The following is a 22,329-nucleotide window of genomic DNA, read 5'->3' on the forward strand; positions in this document are numbered from 1 at the left end:
CATGCCCACTCCCCCACACGTCCGCCAGGCCGCCGCCCAGGCGGCCCGCGACCTGCACGACGCGTTTCGTGCGCACGGCTGCACCGTCGAGGTCGTACCGCAGCCGCCCGTGAACGGACAGGTGTACCTCGCCATCTACGACCCGCTGAGCGGCACCGAGGCCCGCCTCCTGACGGCGGCGCTGCAGGCGTACACGCCCCCGCCATGCGCGGAGTGCCGCACGTACAAGCGCACGTGGGCGGAGGCGGTACGGACGGCCGACAGCACGGCCGCAACGGAGACGTTGCGGGCGATGGGCGTGCACCAGCGGCAGGCGCACTCCTGAAGACATCGGGCCCGTACCCCCGTAACGGGCCCACCGGCAGTCCAGCCCATGGCGCCCCGCGGACCAAGACGTTTCCCGGTTTCCTCGGCGGACGGGCGACCGGGAAACCGGCACCGACCTGCGGAAACGCTGTCGCGGCTCAATGTTGCCCTTGAGGGGCCCGGACGGGCGCTGGGACGATCTTCGCTGTGGACGACGGTGGCGAACTCTTACGGAGACTGCGACGCGAGCGCGGGATGTCGCTGGCAAGGTTGTCCGCCCTCGCCTTCTACAGCAAGGGCTATCTGAGCAAGGTCGAGAACGGCGACAAGCCGATGACGCTGGAACTGGCGCGCGCCTGCGACCAGGTGCTCGACACCGGCGGGACGCTGGAGAAAATCGTCCGGGCCGGTGGAGGGTGTCCGTACCGGGGACTGTCGGCGTTCGGGCCGCAGGACGCTCGCTGGTTCTTCGGACGGGAGCAGGCCACTGCGTCCCTCGTCGCCCAACTGACCAGGCGGCTGGACGGGTCGGGACCGCTGATGGTCGTCGCTCCGTCCGGCACCGGGAAGTCGTCCTTGTTACGCGCCGGGTTGATGCCCGCCCTGACGCGCGGGGTGCTCCCGGCGCCCGGTGCGGCAGGGCACTGGCGGCCGTTGCTGCTGACGCCGGGCGAGCACCCCGCCGCGGCGCTCCGGGCCCTGCTGGACCGGGCCGATTCCCCTCACCTCGCCCTGGTGGTGGACCAGTTCGAGGAACTGTTCACGCTGTGCCAGGACGAATCCGAACGGCGCACGTTCATCGAGCTGTTGCACGCGCTGACGTCCGGGCCGTCGCCCGACGGCCCGGCGTGCCTGGCCGTGCTGGGCATCCGTGCGGACTTCTACGGGCACTGCCTGGCCCACCCGGAGCTGGTGGCCGCTCTGCGGAACGGTCACGTCCCCCTGGGGCCCATGGACACGGCGCAGTTGCGCGAGGCCATCACGGGCCCGGCGGAGCGGGCGGGGCTGTCGGTGGAACCGGGGCTCGTGGAACTCATGCTCCGGGACGCGGGCGGCACGGCCACCCCGCGGGCCGGGGTGCTGCCCCTCCTCTCCCACGCCCTCCTGGCCACGTGGCAGCAGCGGACGGACACCACGCTGACCGTGGCCGGCTACCAGCTGACGGGAGGCATCTCCGGGGCGGTGGCCACCACGGCGGAGCACGCCTACTCCGCGCTGCCGCCGGAACAGCAGCCCGTGGCGCGGCGGTTGCTGCTGCACCTGGTCCACCTCGACGACGCCGGCGTGACCGGGCGCCGCATGGAACGCGGCCGCCTGCTGGAACGGGACCCGGCGCCGGACGCGGCGACGGCCGTCCTCGACGAGTTCGCCCGGGCCCGCCTGCTGACGCTGGACGCCGACCACGTGGAGCCGGCGCACGAGGCCCTCCTCCACGCCTGGCCTCGGCTGCGCACGTGGATCGACGAGGACCGCGCGGGGCTGCGCATCCGGCAGTCGCTCCTGGAGGCGGCCGAGGCGTGGGAGCACGAAGGCCGGGACGCGGGCCTGCTCTACCGGGGCACGCGTCTGGCCGTCGCCTGCGAATGGGCCGCCGACCCTGTGTACCGGGCCGGACTGGGGCCCGTTGCACAGGCATTCCTCGACGCCGGCACCGACCAGGAGAACGCCGAACGCCGACGGGACCGCCACCAGGCCCGGCGGCTGCGCCAGTTGCTCGCCGGCCTCGCGATGCTGCTGGCCCTCGCCCTGATCGCCACGGGCGTGGCGTACTGGCAGCGGGAGACTGCCGTCAGCGCGCAACGTGAGGCACTGTCCCGGCAACTGGCCGCCCAGTCAGCGGCCTTGATCGACTCCGACCCAGACCTGGCCTCGCTGCTGGCCGTTCAGGCCCACCGGACCAGCCCGACCGGCGAGGCCGTCAGCAGCCTCTACCGAGCCGCGGCACTGCCGTTGCGCAATCGCCTCTTCGGCCATGCCTATCTGGTGGCCGCGGTGACGTTCAGCCCTGACGGCAGGACCCTTGCCACCAACGGTCAGGACGGGAGTGTCCAACTGTGGGACGCCGCCACGGGCAAACTCCGGAAGACCCTCGCCGACGGCCGCTCCGATTCGTACGCCACCGTGACATTCAGTCCCGACGGCAGAACACTCGCCACCACCCGCTTCGACGGCACCGTGCGGCTCTCGAACGTGGCGACGGGCGCCACCCGCGACATCCCCACCGGCCACATCTCTTCAGTGGATTCGATGGCGTTCAGCCCGGACGGCAGGACCGTAGCCACCGGCAGCTACGACGGGGCCGTACGGCTCAGCGACGTCACCACAGGCACGCACCGCAGTGCCTTCTCCGGTCACACCGGCCCCGTGGTGTCGGTCGCCTTCAGCCCCGACGGCAGGACCCTCGCCACCGGCAGCTACGACGACACCGTTCACCTGTGGGACATCGCCACCGGCACCACCCGCAACATCCTCACCGGCCACACCGGCACTGTGGCTTCGGTGGCGTTCAGTCCCGACGGCAAGACCCTCGCCACCAGCAGCTACGACAGCACCGTCCGCCTGTGGGACGTCGCCACCGGCACCACCCGCACCACCCTCACCGGCCACACCAACACCGTGGGAGCAGCCGCCTTCAGCCCCGACGGCAAAACCCTCGCAACCAGCAGCAGTGACAAGACCGTTCGCCTGTGGGACGTGGCCACCGGCAAAACCCGCGCCATGCTCACCGGCCATGTGGCCCCGGCGACGTCGGTGGCGTTCAGCCCGGACGGCAAGACCCTGGCCAGCGGCAGCACCGACGGCACGGTGCGCCTGTGGGACGTGGTCGCGGGCACGACCCGCACCACGCTCACCGGCCACGCCAGCACCGTGGGAGCAGCCGCCTTCAGCCCGGGGAACGGCAAGTCCCTTGCCACCGGCGGCTATGACGGCACCATACGTCTGTGGGACGTCGCCACCGGCACCACGCGCACCGCCCTCACCGGCCACACCAACGGCGTGACGTCGGTGGCGTTCAGCCCCGACGGCAGGACCCTGGCATCCGGGAGCGTCGACAAGACCGTACGCGTATGGGATGTGGCCACGGGCAGGACCCGCACCACCCTCACCGGCCACACCGGCCCCGTGATGTCGGTCGCCTTCGGCCCCGACGGCAAGACCCTCGCCACCGGCAGCGACGACGGCACCATACGCCTGTGGGACGTGCCGACCGGCACAGCCCTCAGCACCTTTGCCGGCCAGTCCGATCCGGTGTCCGTGATGGCGTTCAGCCCCGATCTGAAGACCCTTGCCAGCAGCAGCGGCATCGGCACCGTACGACTCTGGGACGTGGCGACGGGCAGAATGCGCAAGGTCCTGGAAGGCCACACCACGCTGGTGACCTCGGCCGCCTTCAGCCCGGACGGCAAGACCCTCGCAACCGGCAGCAGCGACAACGGTAATTCCTCCGCCATGGGCACCGGTGACGACACCGTCCGCCTCTGGGACGTGGCCACGGGCAAAACACGCAACGTCCTCACCGGCCACACCAACACCGTGACCTCCGTGGCCTTCAGCCCCGACGGCAAGTCCCTGGCCAGCGGCAGCTACGACAAGACCGTCCACCTGTGGGACGTGGCCACCGGCAAAACCCGCACCACCCTGACCGGCCACACCGACCCCGTCGCCTCCGTCGCCTTCGGCCCCGACGGCGAAACCCTCGCCAGCGGCAGCAGCGACGGCACCACCCGGATCTGGGACGTCTACCTCCCCGACACCACAGAAGCCGCCCGACGCATCTGCGCAGCCCTCCACCGGGACTTCACGGAGGCGGAGCGGGCCTCGTATCTACGGGGGCAGGCCACGGGGCCGGTGTGCCCCCTTCCCTGAACTTCTGCGTGGGCACGCACCGTGGCGTCCGTTTCCCGCCAGCCATCACACGTGCGTCGGTCCAGCATGGGCCCATGACCAAATACACCGTGCTCCCCGTCGGCACAGCCGCCCTCAAGGAGCTGCGAGTTGTCGATGACGCGGGGCGTCCCTGCGCCCCGTACATCGCGACCCGCGACGACGTGGGCCCACCGCTCCGCTGCTGCCTGCGTCCCATCACGCTCGGCGAGCGGATCGCCCTTGTTTCGTACGCCCCGTTGCGTCGCTGGGCCGCCGCGAGAGGCGCGGATCCGGGTGCGTACGACGAACAGGGTCCCGTCTTCATCCACGCCGATGACTGCGGCGGGTTCACTCCCGGCGAGAACTACCCTCTCGCCCGGCCGGGCGCCCTGCGTACCGTGCGCCGCTATGACGCCCGGGGCCGTATCGCAGGCGGCCGGCTTCTGGAGATTCCGGCCGATGCCACGGCCGGCTTCGATGCAGCCTTCGACGATGCGTTCAACGAACCGGACGTGGTGCTCGTGCACGTCCGGGCACTGGAATACGGATGCTTCCTCTTCGAGGCGCGACGGCCCTCCGCCGAGGAGTAGCAGCCGCACTCAGGCCCGCAACAGCTCCCCGAACTCCCCTACCAGGCGGGCCGTTGCCGCCTCGGCCGCCCCGGACTTGGCGGTGAGGTGGAGGAAGCCGTGGACGAGGCCGGGGAACACATGCTTGTCCACCACCACGTCGGCGGCGAGCAGGGCGTCCGCGTAGGCCAGGCCCTCGTCCCGCAGAGGATCGAACTCCGCGCAGCCGATGACCGCGGGCGCGAGGCCCTCGTGGTTGCCGGCCAGGAGCGGGGAGGCGGGGGCTCCGTCGGCGGCGGCCGGGATGTCGGAGAGGTAGAAGTGTTTGAACCGGTCTATCTCGGCCGCGGTCAAGGCGTAGCCGGTGGCGTTCTCGGTGAGGGAGCGGTGGCCGCTGTCGTCTCTGAGGTCGGTGCCGGGGTAGGCGAGGAACTGGGCGGCCAGCGGGCGCCCTTCGTCGCGGAAGGCGAGGGCGACTCCGGCGGCCATGGTGCCGCCGGCGCTGTCGCCCGCGACGGCGAGGCCGGCGCCGCCGTAGTCGGCGATGTGGTCGCCGACGCGGCTCGTCACCGCGATGCAGTCGTCGAAGCCTGCGGGGAAGGGGAATTCCGGGGCGAGCCGGTAGGCCACGCTCACCACGACCGCGGTCAGGTCGCGGCAGAGGCGGCGGCAGACGCCGTCGTGAGTGTCGAGGTCGCCGCCGACGAAGCCGCCGCCGTGGAAGTAGACGACGGTGGGTACGGGCCCTTCGCCCTCCGGGCGGTAGATCCGCACCGGCACCCCGGTGATCCGGTCGTCGGTGACCTCGCCGACCTCGATCGGCGGGCCGGTCGCGACGGCGGACGCGAAGGCGCGGGTGGCCTCCCGCATCTCGGCGGCCGTGGGCGGTTCGGCGGGCTCCGGCCCGTCGAGTCCGAGTTCCGTCAGCAGGGCGGCTATCTCCGGGTCCAGGGCCATGGGCCCAGGATGCCGCGGGTGCGCCGTGGCTGCACCCCGGCCGACGTACCCTTTTGCGGTGACTGAGAATCTCCCGCCGTGCCCCGAATGCGCCAGCGCCTACACCTACGAGATGGGTGCGCTCCTCGTCTGCCCCGAATGCGGCCACGAGTGGACGCCTGCGCCCGCCGAGGCCGGGGCCGCGGGCGGCGCCGAGGACGGGGGGATCCGGGATGCGGTCGGCAACGTGCTCGCCGACGGTGACACGGTCACGGTGGTGAAGACCCTGAAGGTCAAGGGCCACCCGACCGGGATCAAGGCCGGCACCAAGGTGCGCAACATCCGCCTCGTGGAGGGTGTGGCCGGTCACGACATCGACTGCAAGGTCGAAGGCTTCGGCGCCATGCAGCTGAAGTCGAGCGTGGTGAAGAAGGCGTAGCGCTGCGCGGGCAGTGCCGTTTTGCGGCTGCGGGCCGTCTTTGGCCGGTCGCGCAGTTCCCCGCGCCCCTTGCGGGGCGCGGTACCGCTCTACCTCGCCGTCTCCTTCTCGTAGGCCCGTACGACCTCGTCCGTCGGGCCGTCCATCAGCAGCTCACCGCGCTCCAGCCACAGCACACGGTCGCACGTGTCGCGGATGGAGTTGTTGTTGTGGCTGACGAGGAAGACGGTGCCCGCGTCCTTCCGCAGCTCGCGGATGCGTTCCTCCGAGCGCTTCTGGAAGGCGCGGTCGCCGGTGGCGAGGGCCTCGTCGATCATCAGGACGTCGTGGTCCTTGGCCGCCGCGATGGAGAAGCGCAGGCGCGCCGCCATGCCGGAGGAGTAGGTGCGCATGGGAAGGGTGATGAAGTCGCCCTTCTCGTTGATGCCGGAGAAGTCGACGATCGACTGGTAGCGCTCGCGGACCTGCTCGCGCGACATGCCCATCGCCAGACCGCCGAGCATGACGTTCTTCTCGCCGGTCAGGTCGCTCATCAGGGCGGCGTTGACGCCCAGCAGGGACGGCTGGCCGTCGGTGTAGACCTTGCCGCTCTCCGTGGGCAGCAGGCCCGCGATCGCCTTCAGCAGCGTCGACTTGCCCGAACCGTTGGAGCCGATCAGGCCGATGGCCTGGCCGCGGTAGGCCGTGAAGCTCACGCCCTTGACCGCGTGCACCTTGCGCACGCCCGTGCTCGGCTGGCGCTTGATGATCCGGTTCAGTGCGGCGGTCGCGCTGCCGCGGCCGGTGTCGGCGCCGTAGACGCGGTACACGATGTGCACGTCATCGGCGATGACGGTGGGAATCAGCTCGTCAGCCACGGCCGTAACGCTCCTCAGCCTTCCAGAAGTACACGAAACCACCGATGCCGAGCACCAGGGCCCACCCGATCGCCAGCGGCCACACGTGGTGCGGCAGCGGGGACGTCTTCATGTGGCCCATGAGGGAGAAGCGCATCAAGTCGATGTAGACGGCGGCCGGGTTGGCGCTCATCACGTCGATCAGCCAGGGGGCCGCGTGCGCCCTCTTGAGGTTGTAGACCATCGGGTACATCACGCCGGACGCGTACATCCACGTCCGCATGATGAACGGCAGCAGCTGCGCCAGGTCCGGCGTCTTGCTCCCCATCCGCGCCAGGATCATCGCCAGGCCGGTGTTGAAGACGAACTGCAGCATCAGGACGGGGACGACCAGCACCCACGACGGCTTGGGCATGTGCCCGCAGCTGATCAGGATGATGAAGAGGACGAGCATCGAGTACAGCAGCTGCTGGAGCTGCTGCAGCGCGAAGGAGATCGGCAGCGCCGCCCGCGGGAAGTGCAGGGCCCGGACGAGGCCCAGGTTGCCGGAGATCGCGCGCACGCCCGCCATCGCCGAGCTCTGCGTGAAGGTGAAGACGAACACACCCGTCACCAGGAACGGGACGTAGGTCTCCGTGTTCATCCCTCTCCGTGTGTTCATCAGCACACCGAAGATGAAGAAGTACACGAGGGCGTTCAGCAGGGGCGTCGCCACCTGCCAGACCTGGCCCAGCTTGGCCTGGGTGTACTGGGCGGTCAGCTTGGCGCTGGAGAAGGCGGCGATGAAGTGCCGCCGGCCCCACAGCTGCCGCACGTACTCCCCGAGCGGGGGCCGGGCACCGCTGACGGACAGGCCGTACTTCTCGGCCAGCTCGGCGGCGTTGTCCTGCGCCGGGGCCCAGTCGCGGGGGGCGGGGATGGTGTCGGTCACCTGGACGCTTTCGTCGGTCTCGATCGGATGCGCACCGTGTCGCTGTGCGCACACACCACGACGGAACGGGATCGTTCCATGGCGTTGGTGGGCCCACGCTAGGACACGGAACGGCTGGAACGCAACCGTTCCGTCGTCACGGTAGGCTCGTGGCCATGGAGAACGAGCCCCCGTCCCCCCGACCGCGCCGCACCCCCGCCGGCGCCGCCGTGCTGCGCGAGGAGGTCACGGACGCGATCCGCGCCGCCGTCTTCGAGGAGCTCGCCGCCGTCGGCTACGGACGGCTGTCGATCGAGCGCGTGGCGCGCCGGGCGGGCGTGGGCAAGGCGGCCATCTACCGGCGCTGGCCGTCGAAGCTGCCGATCGTCCTCGACGTGGTGTCGGCCCTGGCGGTCCAGGGGCTGCCCACCCCGGACACGGGCGCGCTGCGCACCGACGTCCGGGCCCTGCTGGAACTGACGTCGCGGGTGATGCGGCACCCGATGGTCGCCCAGATCATCCCGGACCTGATGGCCGAGGCGGCCCGCAACGAGGAGATCGCCCAGGCGGTGCAGGCGGCGATCCGCGACTCGCAGCGCACGATCGCGGAAGCCGTGATCAACAACGCGGTCGTCCGCGGCGAACTCCCCGCGGACGCCGACATCGACCTCGCGGTCGACCTGGCGAGCGGCCCGCTGTACTGGCGCCTGGTGATGGGCCGCTCGCCCCTGCCGAAGGGGTACCTGGACTCGCTGACGACGGCGATCACCACGGCGCTGGGGGCGAAGTAGAGCCGGACGGGCGCCGGCTTCTTCGACTGCGAGCCGGCTGCGGCCTGGTCGCACCCACGCGGAGCCCTAGCCCCTCAGTGCACCGTCGAACTGTGCCCAGCCGGACCAGTCCCGCCCCGGGGCGCCCTGCCAGCGGTGGTAGACCGCACCGCCCCGGTTGACGCCGAAGAGTTCGACGCGGCCGTCGGCGTTCGTCGCGGCCGCGACCTGGGTCAACGCACCGTCGAACTGCGTCCACGTCGACCAGGCACCGCCCATGGTCATCTGCCAGCGGTGGAAGATCGCGTCACCGGCGTTGGCGCCGAAGATCTCCAGGCGGCCGTCCGCGTTGCGGGCCACGGCGATCGAGGTCAGCACGCCGTCGAGTTGCTCCCAGCCGGACCAGGCACCGCCGATCGAGGTCTGCCAGCGGTGGAAGACGGCACCGCCGCTGTTGACGCCGAACAGCTCCACACGGCCGTCGGCGTTCGTCGCCGCCGCGACCTGGGTCAGGGCACCGTCGAACTGGGTCCAGCCCGACCACGCCCCGCCGATGGACGTCTGCCAGCGGTGGAAGATCTGCCCGGCACTGTTGGTGCCGAAGATCTCCAGGCGGCCGTCGGCGTTGCGGGCTGCGGCGATCGACGTCAGGATGCCGTCGAACTGCTCCCAGCCGGACCAGGCCCCGCCGGCCGGGGTGGTCTGCCAACGGTGATAGATGTACCCGGCGCCATTGACGCCGAACAGCTCCATGCGGCCGTCGGCGTTCGTTTCGGCGGCCACGGCGCGCAACGCGCCGTCGAACTGTGCCCAGGGAACCCAGTTGCCGCTGGTGGCACTGGACTGGTAGCGGTGGAAGACCGCGTCACCGCTGTTGGTTCCGAAGAGTTCCAGCCGCCCGTCCACGTTGCGGGCGGCGGCAATGGAGGAGCCGAAGACGGTGTCGCTGCTGCGGTGGGCCGCTGCCGAGGCGGAAGGCGCCGGTGCGGCGACCAACAGCACGAGAGCGCCGACGAGTTCGGCGATGCGTCTGAGGCGCGTTCTCTTTCCCAAGTTGCCCATGCGACTGTCCTTTCCTGATCGGGAAGGGAACTTTGCGCGTACGGGACCGGAGCGACGGAACCGTACACCGAGGGCACAGCCGCACCGCCACCTCTTTCCGGCCGAACGAGGGGGCGCTCTCGAAGCGCCGGCGGTGGGTTTACGCACCCACCGCCGGCGTCAACGGCCTTTCTCTATAGGGTGATCGAGCGTCAGCGAGCCGCCGTCTCACAGACCCGCGGCGCCGTCTCGTTGATCCCCAGCAGCCGGAAGTAGTTCTCCCCCAGCGCGATGTCGCGGAACGCCTCGTCGCCCAGCGCCTTGTTGATGCGGCTGGTGACTTCCAGTTCCTCCTCGTAGACCTTGAAGTCCTTGTCGGCCGACGCCACGAAGTCCGTGCCCGGGATCGCGCGCGTCGGATAGCGGTCGAGGAATGCCGCGTATTTCGCCCGCACGCCCGGCTTGCTGAAGTACGCGTCCTCCAGCACCCGCCAGCTCAGGTCCACCGTCAGGTTGCGGTGTTCGTCGAGCATCCGCTCCATGAGGCGGATGTGGCGGTCCGGGTCCATGGTCGTCAGTTCTTTCGACAGGCCCATGTGCGCCCACACGATTTTGTTGTGCGGGTAGAGGCGGAGGATCTCCTCCATCAGCGGGAGGTATTTCGTCGGCTCCGCGTCGCTGCCCAGGTCCGAGTGGAGCGTGATCGGGATGCCGCGTTCACGGAGCACCTTCATGAACGGCGCCCAGTGCTCGATGTTCTCGGTCGTCGTCGCCTTGTGGTGGTTCGGGAACAGGGCCTGCTTGACGACGTTCACCTCGCCCGCCCACCGGAACACCCCGGGGAACTCCTTGTCGTACAAGGCGATTCCGCTCGGGATCGTCTCCGGCTTCGCCAGGTCCATGAAGGTCATGGAGACCGCGAGTTCGGGGTCCTCCGGTTTCGACTCCAGCCAGTTCTCGGCGTTGACGAAGTCGTTCTTCATGCTCGGCACCACGGGGGTGCCGGGGCAGTCCAGATAGTACGTACAGCTGGAGTTCACCGGGAGCGTCTGCCCGATGCCGTACATGCCGGCGTGCCGCACCCCGGTCTTGTGCAGGTAGCCGGTGAGTTCGTCGAAGGGGATGGCCTTTCCGCCGAAGGGGCGGAAGTGGAGGTGGCTGTCGACCTTCGACGTGTACGGCTCCTTCGCCCGGTCGAAGCAGCCGTGCGCGGCCGCCGCCACCGCCGAGCCGGCCCCCGCCGGCGAGGTGACGACGGCCAGCGCCGCCATCACTGCCGCGCCGGCGAGGCCCAGCCTTCTGCCGATTCTCAACCTCGTTGACGTAACGGAGCTGTTGATGATGGCCTCCCGCGGCCGACTCGTCGTGATCGCGTAACGGGAGTGATAACTACCCGTTCCGCTTATCCCGACACCCTCACCCCAGGTCCTTGCGGAGCACCGCCTTGCGGTGGCTGAACGTCTCCATCGAGTACCGGCCGTGGTAGCTGCCCATGCCGCTCTCGCCCACGCCTCCGAACGGGAGGTCGGAGACCGTGAGGTGGGCCAGCGGCAGGCCGAAGCCCAGGCCGCCGGAGGAGGTCCCGGACGCCAGGCGCTCGCGCGTCGCCTCCGACTCCGTGAACGCGTACAGCGCCAGCGGCTTCTCGCGGTCGTTGACGAAGGCCACGGCCTCGTCGAGGCCGCCGACCGTGACGATCGGGAGGATCGGGCCGAAGATCTCCTCCTGCATCACGGGGGCGTCCGGGGCGACGTCCGCCAGGACCGTCGGGGCGATGTACTTCGCCGTACGGTCGTGCCCGCCGCCCGTCACCACGCGGCCGGAGTCCAGCAGGGCGGTGAGGCGGTCGAAGTGGCGCTCGTTGACGATGCGTCCGTACGTGCCGGACGCGGCCGGGTCGGCGCCGTACAGCTCCTCCACCGCCCGGACCAGGGCCGGCTCCAGGGCGCGGGCCGTCTCCGGGTCGGTCAGGACGTAGTCCGGCGCGACGCACGTCTGGCCCGCGTTGAGGAACTTGCCGGCCGCCAGGCGGGCCGCGACCGCCGTCACGTCGGTGCCGCGGTCGACGAAGACCGGGGACTTGCCGCCCAGTTCGAGCGTGACGGGCGTCAGGTGCCGGACCGCCGCCGTCATGACGATGCGGCCCACGACCGCGTTGCCGGTGTAGAAGATGTGGTCGAAGCGCTCGGCCAGCAGGGCCGTCGTCTCCGGGATGCCGCCCTCGACGACGGCGACCGCCTCGGTGTCGAGGTACTGCGGCAGCAGGCGCGCCAGCGCGGCGGAGGTGGCCGGGGCCAGCTCGCTCGGCTTGGCCACCACCGCGTTGCCCGCGGCCAGCGCACCCACCATGGGCGAGAGCAGGAGCTGCGCGGGGTAGTTCCAGGGGGCGATCACCAGGACCACGCCCAGCGGGTCGTACTGCGTCCAGGCCGTCGCCTCGCCCAAGTGGGCCGGGACCGGGGCCGGTTCGGGGCGCAGCCACGCGTCGAGGTGGGCGAGGGTGTGGTCGATCTCGCGGACCGTGAAGTCGATCTCGGTGCGGCGGGCCTCGTACTCGCTCTTGCCGAGGTCCGCGCGGAGCGCGGCGATCAGGGCCCCGTCCTGCTCGGTGAGCATCGCGCGCAGGCGCTGCAGCTGTTCGGTGCGCCAGGCGGCGGGCTTGGTGCGGCCGGTGCGGAACGTGGCGCGCAGGCGGGCGACGGTTTCGGCAGGGGTGTTCATGTCGTATCGCTTTCCGGTTGAGGAAGTTCAGGCGGTCGCCGGTGCCGCGAGGTGCCGCCTCGCCGCCCACCGGGTCTCCGCCGCGGCCGCCGCGGCGAGCAGCAGCGCACCACCGAGCAGCCACAGGACCAGGGACAGGACGCGGCCGTCCAGACCGGCGCCACCGTCGAAGTAGAGCAGGCTGCGGGCGCCCTCGACGAAGCCGGCCCCGTTCCAGAAGGCGTGCAGCGAGCCGAAGAAGCCGTTCTGCAGCTCGGGGCGGAAGACCCCGCCGGACGTGGTGAAGTTGAGCATCACGAACAGCACCATCATCGTGAGCGTCGTCCAGCGCTTGAGGAAGGTGTGCAGGCCGATGCCGATGGTGATCACGCCTGCAGAGTAGAGCCAGGCCATGCCCCAGACCGCCGCGTAGTCGTGGTCGACGACATGGAAGACCGGCCCGGCGAGGGCGATGCCGATGACGCTGACGACGAGCGAGGTGACGAGCCCGACGGCCGCCCGCATCCACAGCTTGAGCCCGGCCCCCGCGGCGCCGATGGCGGCGACGCTGCCGTAGGAGCCGATGCTGAGCGCGACGAGCAGGAAGAAGATGCCCTGGCCGGTCGGGTCGCCCTTGGCGAGCTCGGTGAGGTCGGTGACCTTCAGCGGCACACCCTGCTGGTCGGCGACCGTGCGGAAGACGGTGGTCGCGGCGACGGCGGTGGTGTCGGAGTTGGCCTCGGCGACCAGCGCCTCGGGGTGCGTGGCGCTGGGGACGTACGCCCCGGCCAGGTCGCGGTCCTTCAGCTGGGCGACGGCGGCGTCACGGTCCGCGACGGTGGTGACGTCGAGCGCGTCGCCCGCCTTGTCCTTGATCGTCTGCGCGAGCACCTGCGCCCTGGCCGAGCTGCCCACGACCGCGACCTTCATGCCGTGCGGCTCGGGCTGGTGAAAGGCACCGAGGTAGGCCAGGCCCATGCCGAGGCACATCAGGAGCGGGGTCAGCAGGTGCACGGTGACGTGCTTGAGGTGGTGGCGCGGCCCGTGGGCGGCGTGTGCGGTCATGGGAGGAACGGCCCCTCGGTTGGCAAATACAACTAACTAGGATTGTATTATGCAACTGATTTGGAGGACGATGCCATGCCCGACCGCGATGTGACCCTCGGCACCATCCAGCGCGAGCTGACCGCCTTCGCCCGGCGGGCGCGGCACAAGGCCGCGCAGATCCATCCGGATCTCTCGCTGGTGACCTACAGCATGCTCGACCACATGCAGGCGAGCGGCGGCTGCCGCGGCATCGACCTCGCCGAGCACTTCCTGCTCGACAAGTCGACGGTCAGCCGGCAGACCGCCGTGCTGGAGCGGCTCGGACTGATCGTCCGAGCCGCCGATCCGGCGGACCGGCGGGGGCAGATCCTGCGGCCGTCCGCGGCCGGGCTGCGGCTGCTGGAGGAGGCGCACCGGCAGCGGCGCGAGACGTTCGAGGAACGTCTCGCCGACTGGGGGGACGAGGACCTGGAACGCTTCGCCGGGTACCTCCGGCGGTACAACGCGGAGGGGTGACGCCCCTGTTGGGGGCGCCCCGACGTCCACTGCGGGTTGTCGGTGGCTGGTCGCGCAGTTCCCCGCGCCCCTACGGGGCCCGCCCCTTACGGGGCCGGCGGCAGTGCCCTCAGCAGCGCGTCCAGCGCTCCCGCGAACGCATGGTCCGGCGGGGTGCCGTACGCAATGATCAAACCGTCCCCCGCGGGAGCGGCCCCGGCGTGCCGGAAAGGGCTCAGCCCCTCCACCGCCAGGCCCTGCCAGGCCGCCGCCTGGACCACGGACCGCTCGGTGCCCGGCGGGAGTTCGAGCACCGCGTGCAGGCCGGCGGCGATGCCGGTGACGCGGACGTGCGGCGCCTGCTCGGCCAGCGCGGCGACGAGCGCGTCGCGGCGGCGCCGGTAGCGCTGGCGCATCGAGCGCAGGTGACGGTCGTAGGCGCCCGAGGTGATGAACTCCGCGAGCGTGAGCTGGTCGAGGGCGCCCGTCCCCCAGGCCCCGTTGCGCTTCACGTCCAGCACCTCGTCCCGCAGCCGGTCCGGAAGGACCATCCAGCCCAGGCGCAGCCCGGGGATCAGGGACTTGCTCGCGGTGCCGCAGTAGACGACGTCGTCCGGGGCGAGTCCCTGCAAAGCTCCCACCGGCTGGCGGTCGTAGCGGAACTCGCCGTCGTAGTCGTCCTCCAGGATCACCGCGTCGGTGCGGGCGGCCCAGTCGACGACCGCGGCCCGGCGGTCGGGGTGCAGGGGGACGCCCGTGGGGAACTGGTGGGCCGGGGTGAGCAGGACGGCCCGTACGTCCGGCCGGTCCTCCAACACGCGGACGTCCGCGCCGTGTTCGTCGACCGGCAGCAGCACGCTGCGCAGGCCCGCCTCCTCGATCGCGGCGTGGTGGTACCAGAGCCCGTGGTCCTCGACGCCGATCTCCTCGGTGCCGCGCGCCCGCAGCGCCCGGCTCAGCAGGCCGAGCCCCTGTTTGAACCCGGCGCAGATCACGATGCGTTCGGGGTCGGCCCGGACGCCGCGGGCCCGGGCCAGGTAGTCGGCGAGGGCGGCGCGCAGTTCGGGGCGGCCGCGCGGATCGCCGTAGCCGAAGGCCTCGTGCGGGGCGGCGGTGAGGGCGCGGCGGGCGGCGGAGAGCCAGGCGGCGCGGGGGAAGGAGGAGACGTCCGGGGTGCCGGTGCGCAGGTCGTAGGCGGGGCGCTCGGGGGCGCGCAGCGGGGCGGGGCGCCGGGCGGGCGGGCGCGGCGGGGCGGCGCGCTCGGCGACCCGGGTGCCGGAGCCCTGCCGGGCGGTGAGCCAGCCCTCGGCGACCAGTTCGGCATAGGCCTCGCCGACGGTGTTGCGGGCCAGCCCGAGATCGGCGGCGAGCGAGCGGGAGGAGGGCAGGCGGGTGCCGGGCGCGAGGCGGCCGGAGCGCACGGCGTCGCGCAGGGCGCGGGTGAGGGCGGCACGCACGCCGTGGCCCTTGCCGGGCAGGTCGAGGTGGAGGTCGAGCCCCGCGACGGCCCTCGGGGCCGCCCCTGACACCACCCCTGAAGTGGCCCTGTCTTCCGGCATGGAAGTGGACCATACACGTGGGCTACTGCCGCTCTAGAGTCGGCCGCATGACTGCTCCTCGCATGCGTTTCCTCCAGCACGCCCCCGATGTCTACGAAGCCACCCTCGCCCTCACCCAGGCCGCCGAGAAGGACCTGGACCCGGTCCTGGTCGAGCTGGTCCTGCTCCGCGCCTCCCAGGTCAACCACTGCGCGTTCTGCATCGACATGCACGCCACGGACGCGCGGAAGGCGGGCGAGAGCGAGCAGCGGATCAATCTGCTCAACGCCTGGGAGGAGGCCGGCGCGATCTACACGGAGAAGGAGCGGGCGGCGCTCGCGCTGACCGAGGCCGTGACCGTCCTGACGGACGGCTTCGTCCCGGACGACGTCTTCGAGCGGGCGGCCGCGCACTTCTCCGAACCCGAACTGGCCCGGCTCGTCTCGCTGATCGCCACGATCAACGTCTGGAACCGCATCAACGTGGCCTTCCGCACCCCCGTCGGACAGTTCCGATGACGGCGGCCGCCACCGCCTTCCGCGCCCTGCACCACGGCCGCGCCGCGGACGACCCGCTCGTCCTGCCCGGCCCGTGGGACGCGGCGAGCGCACGGGCCTTCGCGGAGGCCGGGTTCCGTGCCCTGGCGACGCCGAGTGCGGGGGTCTCGGCTTCGCTCGGTTACGCGGACGGGACCGCGCCGCCCGGGGAGATGTTCGCGGCGGTGGCGCGGATCGTGCGCGCCGTGCGGGCGGACGGGGTGCTGGTCACCGCGGACCTGGAGGACGGCTACGGGCTCGCGCCGCGGGAACTGGTGGAGCGGCTGCTCGAAACGGGCGCGGTGGGCTGCAACCTGGAGGACTCCGACCGGGGTTCGGGCCCGCTCACGGACCCGCAGGAGCAGGCCGACCGGCTGGCCGCTGTGCGGGCCGCGGCCGGCGCCGCGGTCGTGGTGAACGCCCGCGTCGACACCTTCCTCAAGGGCCACGGGGACCTCGGCCTTGCCGTGCAGCGGGGCCGCCTGTACGCGGCCGCGGGGGCCGACTGCGTCTACCCGATCCTCGCCCCCGGGGAGCTGCTCGCCCCGCTGGCCGAGGGGATCGGGCTGCCGGTCAACGCGATGGCCCGGGACGGGGGCCCCTCGCCGCAGGAGCTGGGGCGGCTCGGTGCCGCCCGGGTCACCTTCGGCGGCGGGCTGTTCCGGCGGGCGCTCGCGGGTGTGGCGGATATGGCAGCCGGTTTGCGGAACTGTTTGCCCCCTGCAGCTCTCTAGCCAGGTGCGCACCGGTTTGACGGTGCTCTGGACCGGTGCGTCCAGGCCGAGACGTCGCAAGGGTTTGCTGTTCCATGGGTCTGACGAGTGACACGCTCCTGATATGTGCCGTGGTGTGCACGGTGCTGATGTTCGCAGTCACGGTGTGGCTGTGGCCACGGCTGGTGCGCCCGGGGGCGAGACAGGTGCTGGGGCGGGCGGGGATGCTCGTCGTCGTGCAGGCCTTCGTGTTCGCGTCGGTCGGGCTCGTGGCCAACCGCAGCTTCCTGCTCTACAGCTCGTGGGACGACCTGCTCGGCCAGACCGAGCAGCAGACGGCGGCGCCCGTCGGGGCCGCGGCCGTGCAGGTCCTCGGGCGGCAGGCCCCGGAGGTGCCCGGCGGCTCGAACCCGCGCGGCGGCGGCGTCATCGAGAAGATCACGCTGCACGGCGAGCGCTCCCGCACCGCCGTCCAGGCCTACGTCTACCTGCCGCCGGAGTACTTCCAGAAGGGCAACGAGCAGCGGAAATTCCCCGCGTCCGTCGTGCTGACGGGATACCCGGGCACGGCGGAGAACCTGCTCAAGGGGCTGCGGTACCCGAAGACGGCGTGGACGCAGGCCAAGCAGAAGAAGATGCCGCCGATGATCCTGGTGATGATGCGGCCCACCATCGCGCCCGCCAACACCCAGTGCATCGACGTCCCCGGGGGCCCGCAGAGCGAGACGTTCTTCGGCTCGGACGTCACCAAGGCGATCTCGAGCACCTACCGCGTCGGCAACTCGCCCAAGAACTGGGGCATCATCGGCGACTCGACCGGCGGCTACTGCGCGCTGAAGATGGCCCTGCAGCACCCGGAGACCTTCGCGGCGGGGGTGGGCCTGTCGGCGGACTACAAGCCCGAGATCGACGGCGACTCCGGTGACCTCTTCCACGGGAACAAGAACGAGGAGAAACGATCCGACCTGCTGTGGAGCCTGGACCACAAGCCGCAGGGCAACTCCTCGTTCCTGGTGACGTCCTCGAAGCAGGGCGAGCCCAACATCAAGGACACCCGGCAGTTCATCAAGAAGGTCAAGGCCCCGGCGCACGTTTCGTCGATCGTCCTCGACCGGGGCGGTCACAACTTCAACACGTGGCGGCGGGAGATCCCTCCCGCACTCAAGTGGCTGGGTGGGCGGCTTTCCGCCTGAGTCGAATCGCGCCCCGTAAGGGGCGCGGGGAACTGCACGATCAGGCACCGACGGCCTGCAGCCGACGCACTACCTGGGGTCGCAGGCCATCTGCGGGCACGTCGTGGCCGGTCGCGCAGTTCCCCGCGCCCCTTACGGGGCGCAGGGCGGGGCGCTACAACCACGCCTTCCAGACATCCGGGTGCCGCTGCACCCACTTCTTGGCCGCCTCCTCCACCGACAGCTTGTCCTCGGCGATCATCTGGGCGACCTCGTTCTGATCCGCCTTCGTCCAGTGGAAGTTCCGCAGGAGGTCGGCGGCCTTGCCGCCCTTCTTCGAGAAGTCCGTGTTCAGGAACTTCTTCAACTGGGACGTCGGATAGGCGCAGTCGATCGTCGACGGATCCTTCGCCCCCTTCGCCGCACACGCATCCGTGTACTCCGGGAGCTTCACCTCCACCATCGGCACCTCGTTGAAGAGCCACTGGGGCTCGTACCAATAGGTGAGGAACGGCTTCTTCTGCTTGGCGAACTGCTTGATCTGGGTGATCTGCGCCGCCTCGGAACCGGCGAAGACCACCTGGTAGTTCAGGTTCAGGTTCTTCACCAGCGCCTTGTCGTTCGTGACGTACGACGGCGAGCCGTCGAGCAGCTGGCCCTTGCCGCCGCTCTCCGCGGTGCGCAGCTGGGACGCGTACTTGTCGAGGTTGTGCCAGTCCAGCACATCGGGGTGTGCGTCCGCGAAGTACTTCGGGACCCACCACCCGATGTGGCCGGTGACACCCAGGTCGCCGCCCGGGGTGACCGTCTTCTTGTCGTCGACGTACCGCTTCTCCTGGTCCGGGTGACCCCAGTCCTCCAGGATCGCGTCCACGCGGCCCTGGCTGAGGGCGTCCCACGCGGGGACCTCGTCCACCTGGACCGTGTCGACCCGGTAGCCGAGCTCGTGCTCCAACAGGTACTGCGCGACGGCCGCGTTGGCGCGGGCGCCCACCCAGGACTGCACGGAGAGGGTGACGGTCTTCGCACCCGCCGCATTCGCATACGGCGAACCCTGCTTGGTCATGTCGGCCGCACCGCATCCGGTGGCCGTGGCCAGCAGGCCGAGTGCCGCCACGGCGGTCAGAACCCTGCGCGTCGTCCTACGCGTTGCCATCACGGACTCCCTTCGTCGGCTGCGTGACCCGGTCGAGCATCAGGCCCAGGCAGGCGATGGCCACACCCGCCACCAGCCCGGTGGCCAGGTCGCCCTGGGCCAGGCCGAAGACGACGTCGTAGCCGAGCGCACCGCCGCCGACGAGGCCGGCGATGATGACGACGGAGAGCACCAGCACGACCGCCTGGTTCACCGCCAGCAGCAACGCGGGCCGGGCCAGCGGGAACTGGACCTGCCGCAGCTGCTGCCCGCCCGTCGCGCCCAGCGAGCGCGCGGACTCCAGGGCGCCGGGGTTCACCTGGCGCAGGCCCTGGCTGACGATGCGGACGACGGCGGGGAGCGCGTAGACGATCGCCGCTGCGGCGCCCGGCGCGCGGCCGACGCCGAACAGGGCGACCACCGGGATCAGGTAGACGAACTGCGGCATCGTCTGGCACACGTCCAGCACGGGCCGCAGCAGCCGCTCCACGCGTGTGCTGCGCGCGGCGGCGACGGCCACGGCGAAGCCGAGGACGAGCGTGACGGCCACGGCGGCGAGGACCTGGGAGAGCGTGTCCATCGACGCGTCCCAGCGGCCCAGCACGCCGATCAGCGCGAGCGACAGCACCGCGGTCAGGGCGGTGCGCCAGGTGCCGATCAGCCAGGCGAGCGCGGCGACGATCAGCAGCGCGGTCCACCAGGGCAGGCCCTGGAGCCCGGAGCGCAGCGGGTCGAGCACCCAGCCGGTGTAGTGCGCGGCCCAGTCGGCGGTGCCGCCGATGCCGGGGAGGCCGGAGTAGAGGTGGTCGACCATCCAGTCCTTGGCCGTGTTGACGGGCGCGGCGATGGCGACCGTCCAGCCGTCGGGCCAGCTCTGCGAGCCGAAGCCGCGGCCCACCGCGGCGAGGGCGACGGTCACGGCCGTGATCAGTGACCACACGGCAAGGCGGTGCCGCCCGGCGGCGCCGTGGCCCTGGCCGTCCTCCGCGTCCGCGGGAGAATCGCGCCGCACGAGCCGCCGCAACGCATCCCGCACCGGACCACCGGCCCCGGAGCCGCGCGCAGCGCTCCCGGTGCCCGCCGTCGTGCGGTCCAGCACGATCGCGAGCAGCACGATCGGGATGCCCGCGGCGAGCGCGCTGCCGACGTCGACCGTCGACAGCGCCTGGTAGACGCGGTCGCCCAGGCCGTCGGCGCCGATGACGGACGCGATGACGGCCATCGACAGCGCCATCATGATCGTCTGGTTGACGCCGAGCAGGAGTTCGCGGCGGGCCAGCGGCAGCCGGGCCGTCAGCAGGCGCTGGCGGGCCGTGGCGCCGAGCGAGTCGACGGCCTCCAGGACGCCCTTGTCGGTGCCGCGCAGGCCGAGCGCCGTGAGCCGGGCCATCGGCGGGGCCGCGTAGACGACCGTGGCCAGGACCGCGGGGGCGACGCCGATGCCGAAGACCAGCACGACGGGGAGCAGGTAGGCGAAGGCGGGCAGCGCCTGCATCGTGTCCAGGACCGGGCGCAGCGCACGGAACGTGCGGTCCGACAGGCCTGCCGCCAGGCCCAGTACGGCGCCGACGGCCACGGACACCACGACCGCGACGATCATCAGCGCGAGCGTGCGCATCGTCGGCACCCACATGCCGAGCGCTCCGCACACGGCGAAGGACAGCAGCGCGGTGACCGCGGCCCGCACACCCGCGGCCCGCCAGGCCAGCAGGGCGGCGCCGGCGGTGACGCCGGCCCAGCCGAGGGCGAGCAGCACCACGTACACCGCGTGGATCGCGGTGATGATGGCGGCGCTGATGTGCCCGAAGAAGTACAGGAACAGCCAGTGGCTGTCCCGGTTGTCGATGATCCAGGTGCTGGTGCTCTTGAGCGGGCCGTCCAGGGAGACGGTCAGCGCGTGCGGCCAGCTGCCGCTGCCCCAGCGGGCGTCGGCGAAGGGGACGAGCACCGCCGCGACGGCCGCGAGCAGCAGGAGCTTGCGGACGGCGCGGTGGCGCAGGACGGCGGCCCTGGCGGGCGCCGTCAGGGTGGTGCTGCTCATGCGGCGGCCTTCTCCTCGGTCCGGCCCCCGGTTCCCAGCCCCGCGACGACGCGCAGCAGGCTCTTGAAGTCCACGACCCCGAGGCAGCGTTCGTCCTCGACGACCCGGGCGGGCCCGCCGGTGCGGGCGACGGTCTCGATGGCCTCGGCCACGGTGGTGGCCGGGTGCAGGGCGGGGCCGTCCTCGGCCTCGTGGGCGTTCCCGACCGGGCGCATGGCGCGCCGGACGCTGAGGACATGCTCGCGCGGCACGTCCCGGACGAAGTCGCGCACGTAGTCGTCGGCCGGCGAGCCGACGATCTCCTCGGGGGTGCCGCACTGCACGACCTGGCCGTTGCGCATCAGCGCGATGCGGTGGCCGACGCGGAGCGCCTCGGAGAGGTCGTGGGTGATGAAGACCATGGTGCGGCCCTCTTCGCGGTTGAGGCGGACGACCTCTTCCTGCATGTCGCGGCGGATCAGCGGGTCGAGCGCGCTGAACGGCTCGTCGAAGAGCAGCACTTCGGGGTCGGCGGCGAGGGCGCGCGCCAGCCCGACGCGCTGCTGCTGCCCGCCGGAGAGCTGGCTGGGGCGCCGCCCCTCCATCCCCGCGAGCCCGACCTTCTCCACCATCTCCGCTGCGCGGGAGCGCCGTTCGGCTTTGCCCACGCCCTGGATCTCCAGCCCGTAGGCGACGTTGTCGAGCACGCTGCGGTGCGGGAGCAGCCCGAAGTGCTGGAAGACCATGGCGGCGCGGTGGCGCCGCAGGTTGCGCAGGGCGCCCTTGTCCATGCCGCGCACGTCCTCGCCGTCGATGGCGATGGAGCCGCTGGTCGGCTCGATGAGCCGGGTCAGGCAGCGGACGAGCGTGGACTTGCCGGAGCCGGACAGCCCCATGACGACGAAGCACTCGCCGGGCCGCACGTCGAACGACACGTCGCGCACGGCGACGGTGCACCCGGTCTGCTCGCGCAGCGCCTCGGGGGAGAGTTCGGCGAGGTCGGTGCCGGGGATTCGGGTGGCCTTCGGCCCGAAGACCTTCCACAGGTTGCGGACGGCGAAGACCGGCGGTCCGCTCGGGGCGTCGGGCGCTTCGCCGGACCTGCCGTCCTGCGGCTGCGGGCCGTCTGTGGCCGGTCGCGCAGTTCCCCGCGCCCCTTCGGGGCGCGGTACCGCGGTGGCCGCGGGGGTGTCGAGCGTTCCGTCGGACATGCAGTCCGACGTCTGCGGGTCGTCCGTGGCCGGTCGCGCAGTTCCCCGCGCCCCTTCGGGGCGCGGTATCGCGGCGACCGCGGGCTCG

20 protein-coding genes are annotated in these 22,329 nt (G+C 71.5%); 9 read left to right on the top strand and 11 right to left on the bottom strand.

Annotation, left to right across the window (positions count from 1 at the left end; genetic code table 11):
• Nucleotide 1: 1 nt before the first annotated feature.
• The 3 genes from ACLHRZ_RS38060 to ACLHRZ_RS38070 all read left to right on the top strand — a co-directional run bounded on the left by ACLHRZ_RS38060 (nt 2) and on the right by ACLHRZ_RS38070 (nt 4,763).
• Nucleotides 2-325 (top strand): hypothetical protein, encoded by a 324-nt coding sequence (locus ACLHRZ_RS38060; protein WP_490423153.1) that lies wholly within the window; start codon nt 2-4, stop codon nt 323-325.
• Nucleotides 326-513: 188 nt separating this feature from the next.
• Nucleotides 514-4,173, top strand: a complete 3,660-nt coding sequence (locus tag ACLHRZ_RS38065) for an nSTAND1 domain-containing NTPase (RefSeq protein ID WP_490423154.1) — start codon at nt 514-516, stop codon at nt 4,171-4,173.
• A gap of 74 nt (nt 4,174-4,247) precedes the next feature.
• A complete protein-coding gene (locus ACLHRZ_RS38070; RefSeq protein ID WP_490423155.1) occupies nt 4,248-4,763 on the top strand; it encodes a DUF1203 domain-containing protein in 516 nt (171 codons plus the stop codon).
• A gap of 9 nt (nt 4,764-4,772) precedes the next feature.
• On the opposite strand, the gene ACLHRZ_RS38075 is transcribed toward ACLHRZ_RS38070, so the two are convergent.
• Nucleotides 4,773-5,699: an alpha/beta hydrolase gene (locus ACLHRZ_RS38075; protein ID WP_490423156.1), complete on the bottom strand. Its 927-nt coding sequence runs from the start codon at nt 5,697-5,699 to the stop codon at nt 4,773-4,775.
• Nucleotides 5,700-5,757: 58 nt separating this feature from the next.
• On the opposite strand from ACLHRZ_RS38075, the gene ACLHRZ_RS38080 reads away from it, so the two are divergent.
• Nucleotides 5,758-6,117, top strand: coding sequence for a zinc ribbon domain-containing protein YjdM (locus ACLHRZ_RS38080; protein ID WP_490423157.1), 360 nt, complete (start codon nt 5,758-5,760; stop codon nt 6,115-6,117).
• Nucleotides 6,118-6,206: 89 nt separating this feature from the next.
• Here ACLHRZ_RS38080 and ACLHRZ_RS38085 read toward each other — a convergent pair whose 3' ends face one another.
• Together ACLHRZ_RS38085 and ACLHRZ_RS38090 are read right to left on the bottom strand one after the other, a co-directional pair.
• Nucleotides 6,207-6,974 (bottom strand): ABC transporter ATP-binding protein, encoded by a 768-nt coding sequence (locus ACLHRZ_RS38085; RefSeq protein ID WP_490423158.1) that lies wholly within the window; start codon nt 6,972-6,974, stop codon nt 6,207-6,209.
• On the bottom strand, nt 6,967-7,884 hold the full coding sequence (locus ACLHRZ_RS38090; RefSeq protein WP_490423367.1) for an ABC transporter permease: 918 nt from the start codon (nt 7,882-7,884) through the stop codon (nt 6,967-6,969). The genes ACLHRZ_RS38085 and ACLHRZ_RS38090 overlap by 8 nt, the downstream gene beginning before the upstream one ends.
• Nucleotides 7,885-8,039: 155 nt before the next feature.
• Between ACLHRZ_RS38090 and ACLHRZ_RS38095 the strand changes: the two genes are divergently transcribed.
• On the top strand, nt 8,040-8,654 hold the full coding sequence (locus ACLHRZ_RS38095; protein WP_490423159.1) for a TetR/AcrR family transcriptional regulator: 615 nt from the start codon (nt 8,040-8,042) through the stop codon (nt 8,652-8,654).
• A 66-nt stretch (nt 8,655-8,720) separates the two neighbouring features.
• On the opposite strand, the gene ACLHRZ_RS38100 is transcribed toward ACLHRZ_RS38095, so the two are convergent.
• The 4 genes from ACLHRZ_RS38100 to ACLHRZ_RS38115 form a co-directional block, all read right to left on the bottom strand.
• Nucleotides 8,721-9,695, bottom strand: a complete 975-nt coding sequence (locus ACLHRZ_RS38100) for a PLL family lectin (RefSeq protein ID WP_490423160.1) — start codon at nt 9,693-9,695, stop codon at nt 8,721-8,723.
• A 191-nt stretch (nt 9,696-9,886) separates the two neighbouring features.
• On the bottom strand, nt 9,887-10,987 hold the full coding sequence (locus ACLHRZ_RS38105; protein WP_490423161.1) for an amidohydrolase family protein: 1,101 nt from the start codon (nt 10,985-10,987) through the stop codon (nt 9,887-9,889).
• Between the two features lie 103 nt (nt 10,988-11,090).
• Nucleotides 11,091-12,395, bottom strand: coding sequence for an aldehyde dehydrogenase family protein (locus tag ACLHRZ_RS38110; RefSeq protein WP_490423162.1), 1,305 nt, complete (start codon nt 12,393-12,395; stop codon nt 11,091-11,093).
• A gap of 27 nt (nt 12,396-12,422) precedes the next feature.
• Nucleotides 12,423-13,439: an ABC-2 transporter permease gene (locus ACLHRZ_RS38115; protein WP_490423163.1), complete on the bottom strand. Its 1,017-nt coding sequence runs from the start codon at nt 13,437-13,439 to the stop codon at nt 12,423-12,425.
• Between the two features lie 75 nt (nt 13,440-13,514).
• Here ACLHRZ_RS38115 and ACLHRZ_RS38120 point away from each other — a divergent pair, with 75 nt between their 5' ends.
• The gene (locus tag ACLHRZ_RS38120; RefSeq protein ID WP_490423164.1) at nt 13,515-13,937 is read left to right on the top strand and encodes a MarR family winged helix-turn-helix transcriptional regulator; all 423 of its coding nucleotides are present in this window, start codon (nt 13,515-13,517) and stop codon (nt 13,935-13,937) included.
• Nucleotides 13,938-14,023: 86 nt separating this feature from the next.
• Here ACLHRZ_RS38120 and pdxR read toward each other — a convergent pair whose 3' ends face one another.
• On the bottom strand, nt 14,024-15,475 hold the full coding sequence (gene pdxR / locus ACLHRZ_RS38125) for a MocR-like pyridoxine biosynthesis transcription factor PdxR (protein ID WP_490423165.1): 1,452 nt from the start codon (nt 15,473-15,475) through the stop codon (nt 14,024-14,026).
• Nucleotides 15,476-15,522: 47 nt separating this feature from the next.
• Here pdxR and ACLHRZ_RS38130 point away from each other — a divergent pair, with 47 nt between their 5' ends.
• From ACLHRZ_RS38130 to ACLHRZ_RS38140, 3 genes are all read left to right on the top strand, one after another.
• Nucleotides 15,523-15,972, top strand: coding sequence for a carboxymuconolactone decarboxylase family protein (locus ACLHRZ_RS38130; RefSeq protein ID WP_490423166.1), 450 nt, complete (start codon nt 15,523-15,525; stop codon nt 15,970-15,972).
• Nucleotides 15,969-16,724: an isocitrate lyase/PEP mutase family protein gene (locus ACLHRZ_RS38135; protein ID WP_490423167.1), complete on the top strand. Its 756-nt coding sequence runs from the start codon at nt 15,969-15,971 to the stop codon at nt 16,722-16,724. The genes ACLHRZ_RS38130 and ACLHRZ_RS38135 overlap by 4 nt, the downstream gene beginning before the upstream one ends.
• 74 nt (nt 16,725-16,798) lie before the next feature.
• Complete coding sequence (locus ACLHRZ_RS38140) at nt 16,799-17,896, top strand: alpha/beta hydrolase (protein ID WP_490423168.1); 1,098 nt, start codon at nt 16,799-16,801, stop codon at nt 17,894-17,896.
• A 154-nt stretch (nt 17,897-18,050) separates the two neighbouring features.
• Here the strand turns inward: ACLHRZ_RS38140 and ACLHRZ_RS38145 are convergent, their stop codons facing one another.
• From ACLHRZ_RS38145 to ACLHRZ_RS38155, 3 genes are read right to left on the bottom strand one after another with little or no spacing between them, the layout of a single operon-like run.
• Entirely contained in the window at nt 18,051-19,031 is a 981-nt protein-coding gene (locus tag ACLHRZ_RS38145; protein ID WP_490423169.1) for an ABC transporter substrate-binding protein, read from the bottom strand.
• Nucleotides 19,018-21,051, bottom strand: coding sequence for an ABC transporter permease (locus tag ACLHRZ_RS38150; protein ID WP_490423170.1), 2,034 nt, complete (start codon nt 21,049-21,051; stop codon nt 19,018-19,020). The genes ACLHRZ_RS38145 and ACLHRZ_RS38150 overlap by 14 nt, the downstream gene beginning before the upstream one ends.
• Nucleotides 21,048-22,241 (bottom strand): quaternary amine ABC transporter ATP-binding protein, encoded by a 1,194-nt coding sequence (locus ACLHRZ_RS38155; protein WP_490423368.1) that lies wholly within the window; start codon nt 22,239-22,241, stop codon nt 21,048-21,050. The genes ACLHRZ_RS38150 and ACLHRZ_RS38155 overlap by 4 nt, the downstream gene beginning before the upstream one ends.
• Between the last annotated feature and the right edge of the window lie 88 nt (nt 22,242-22,329).

It is taken from the genome of Streptomyces sp. AM25 (assembly GCF_058146165.1).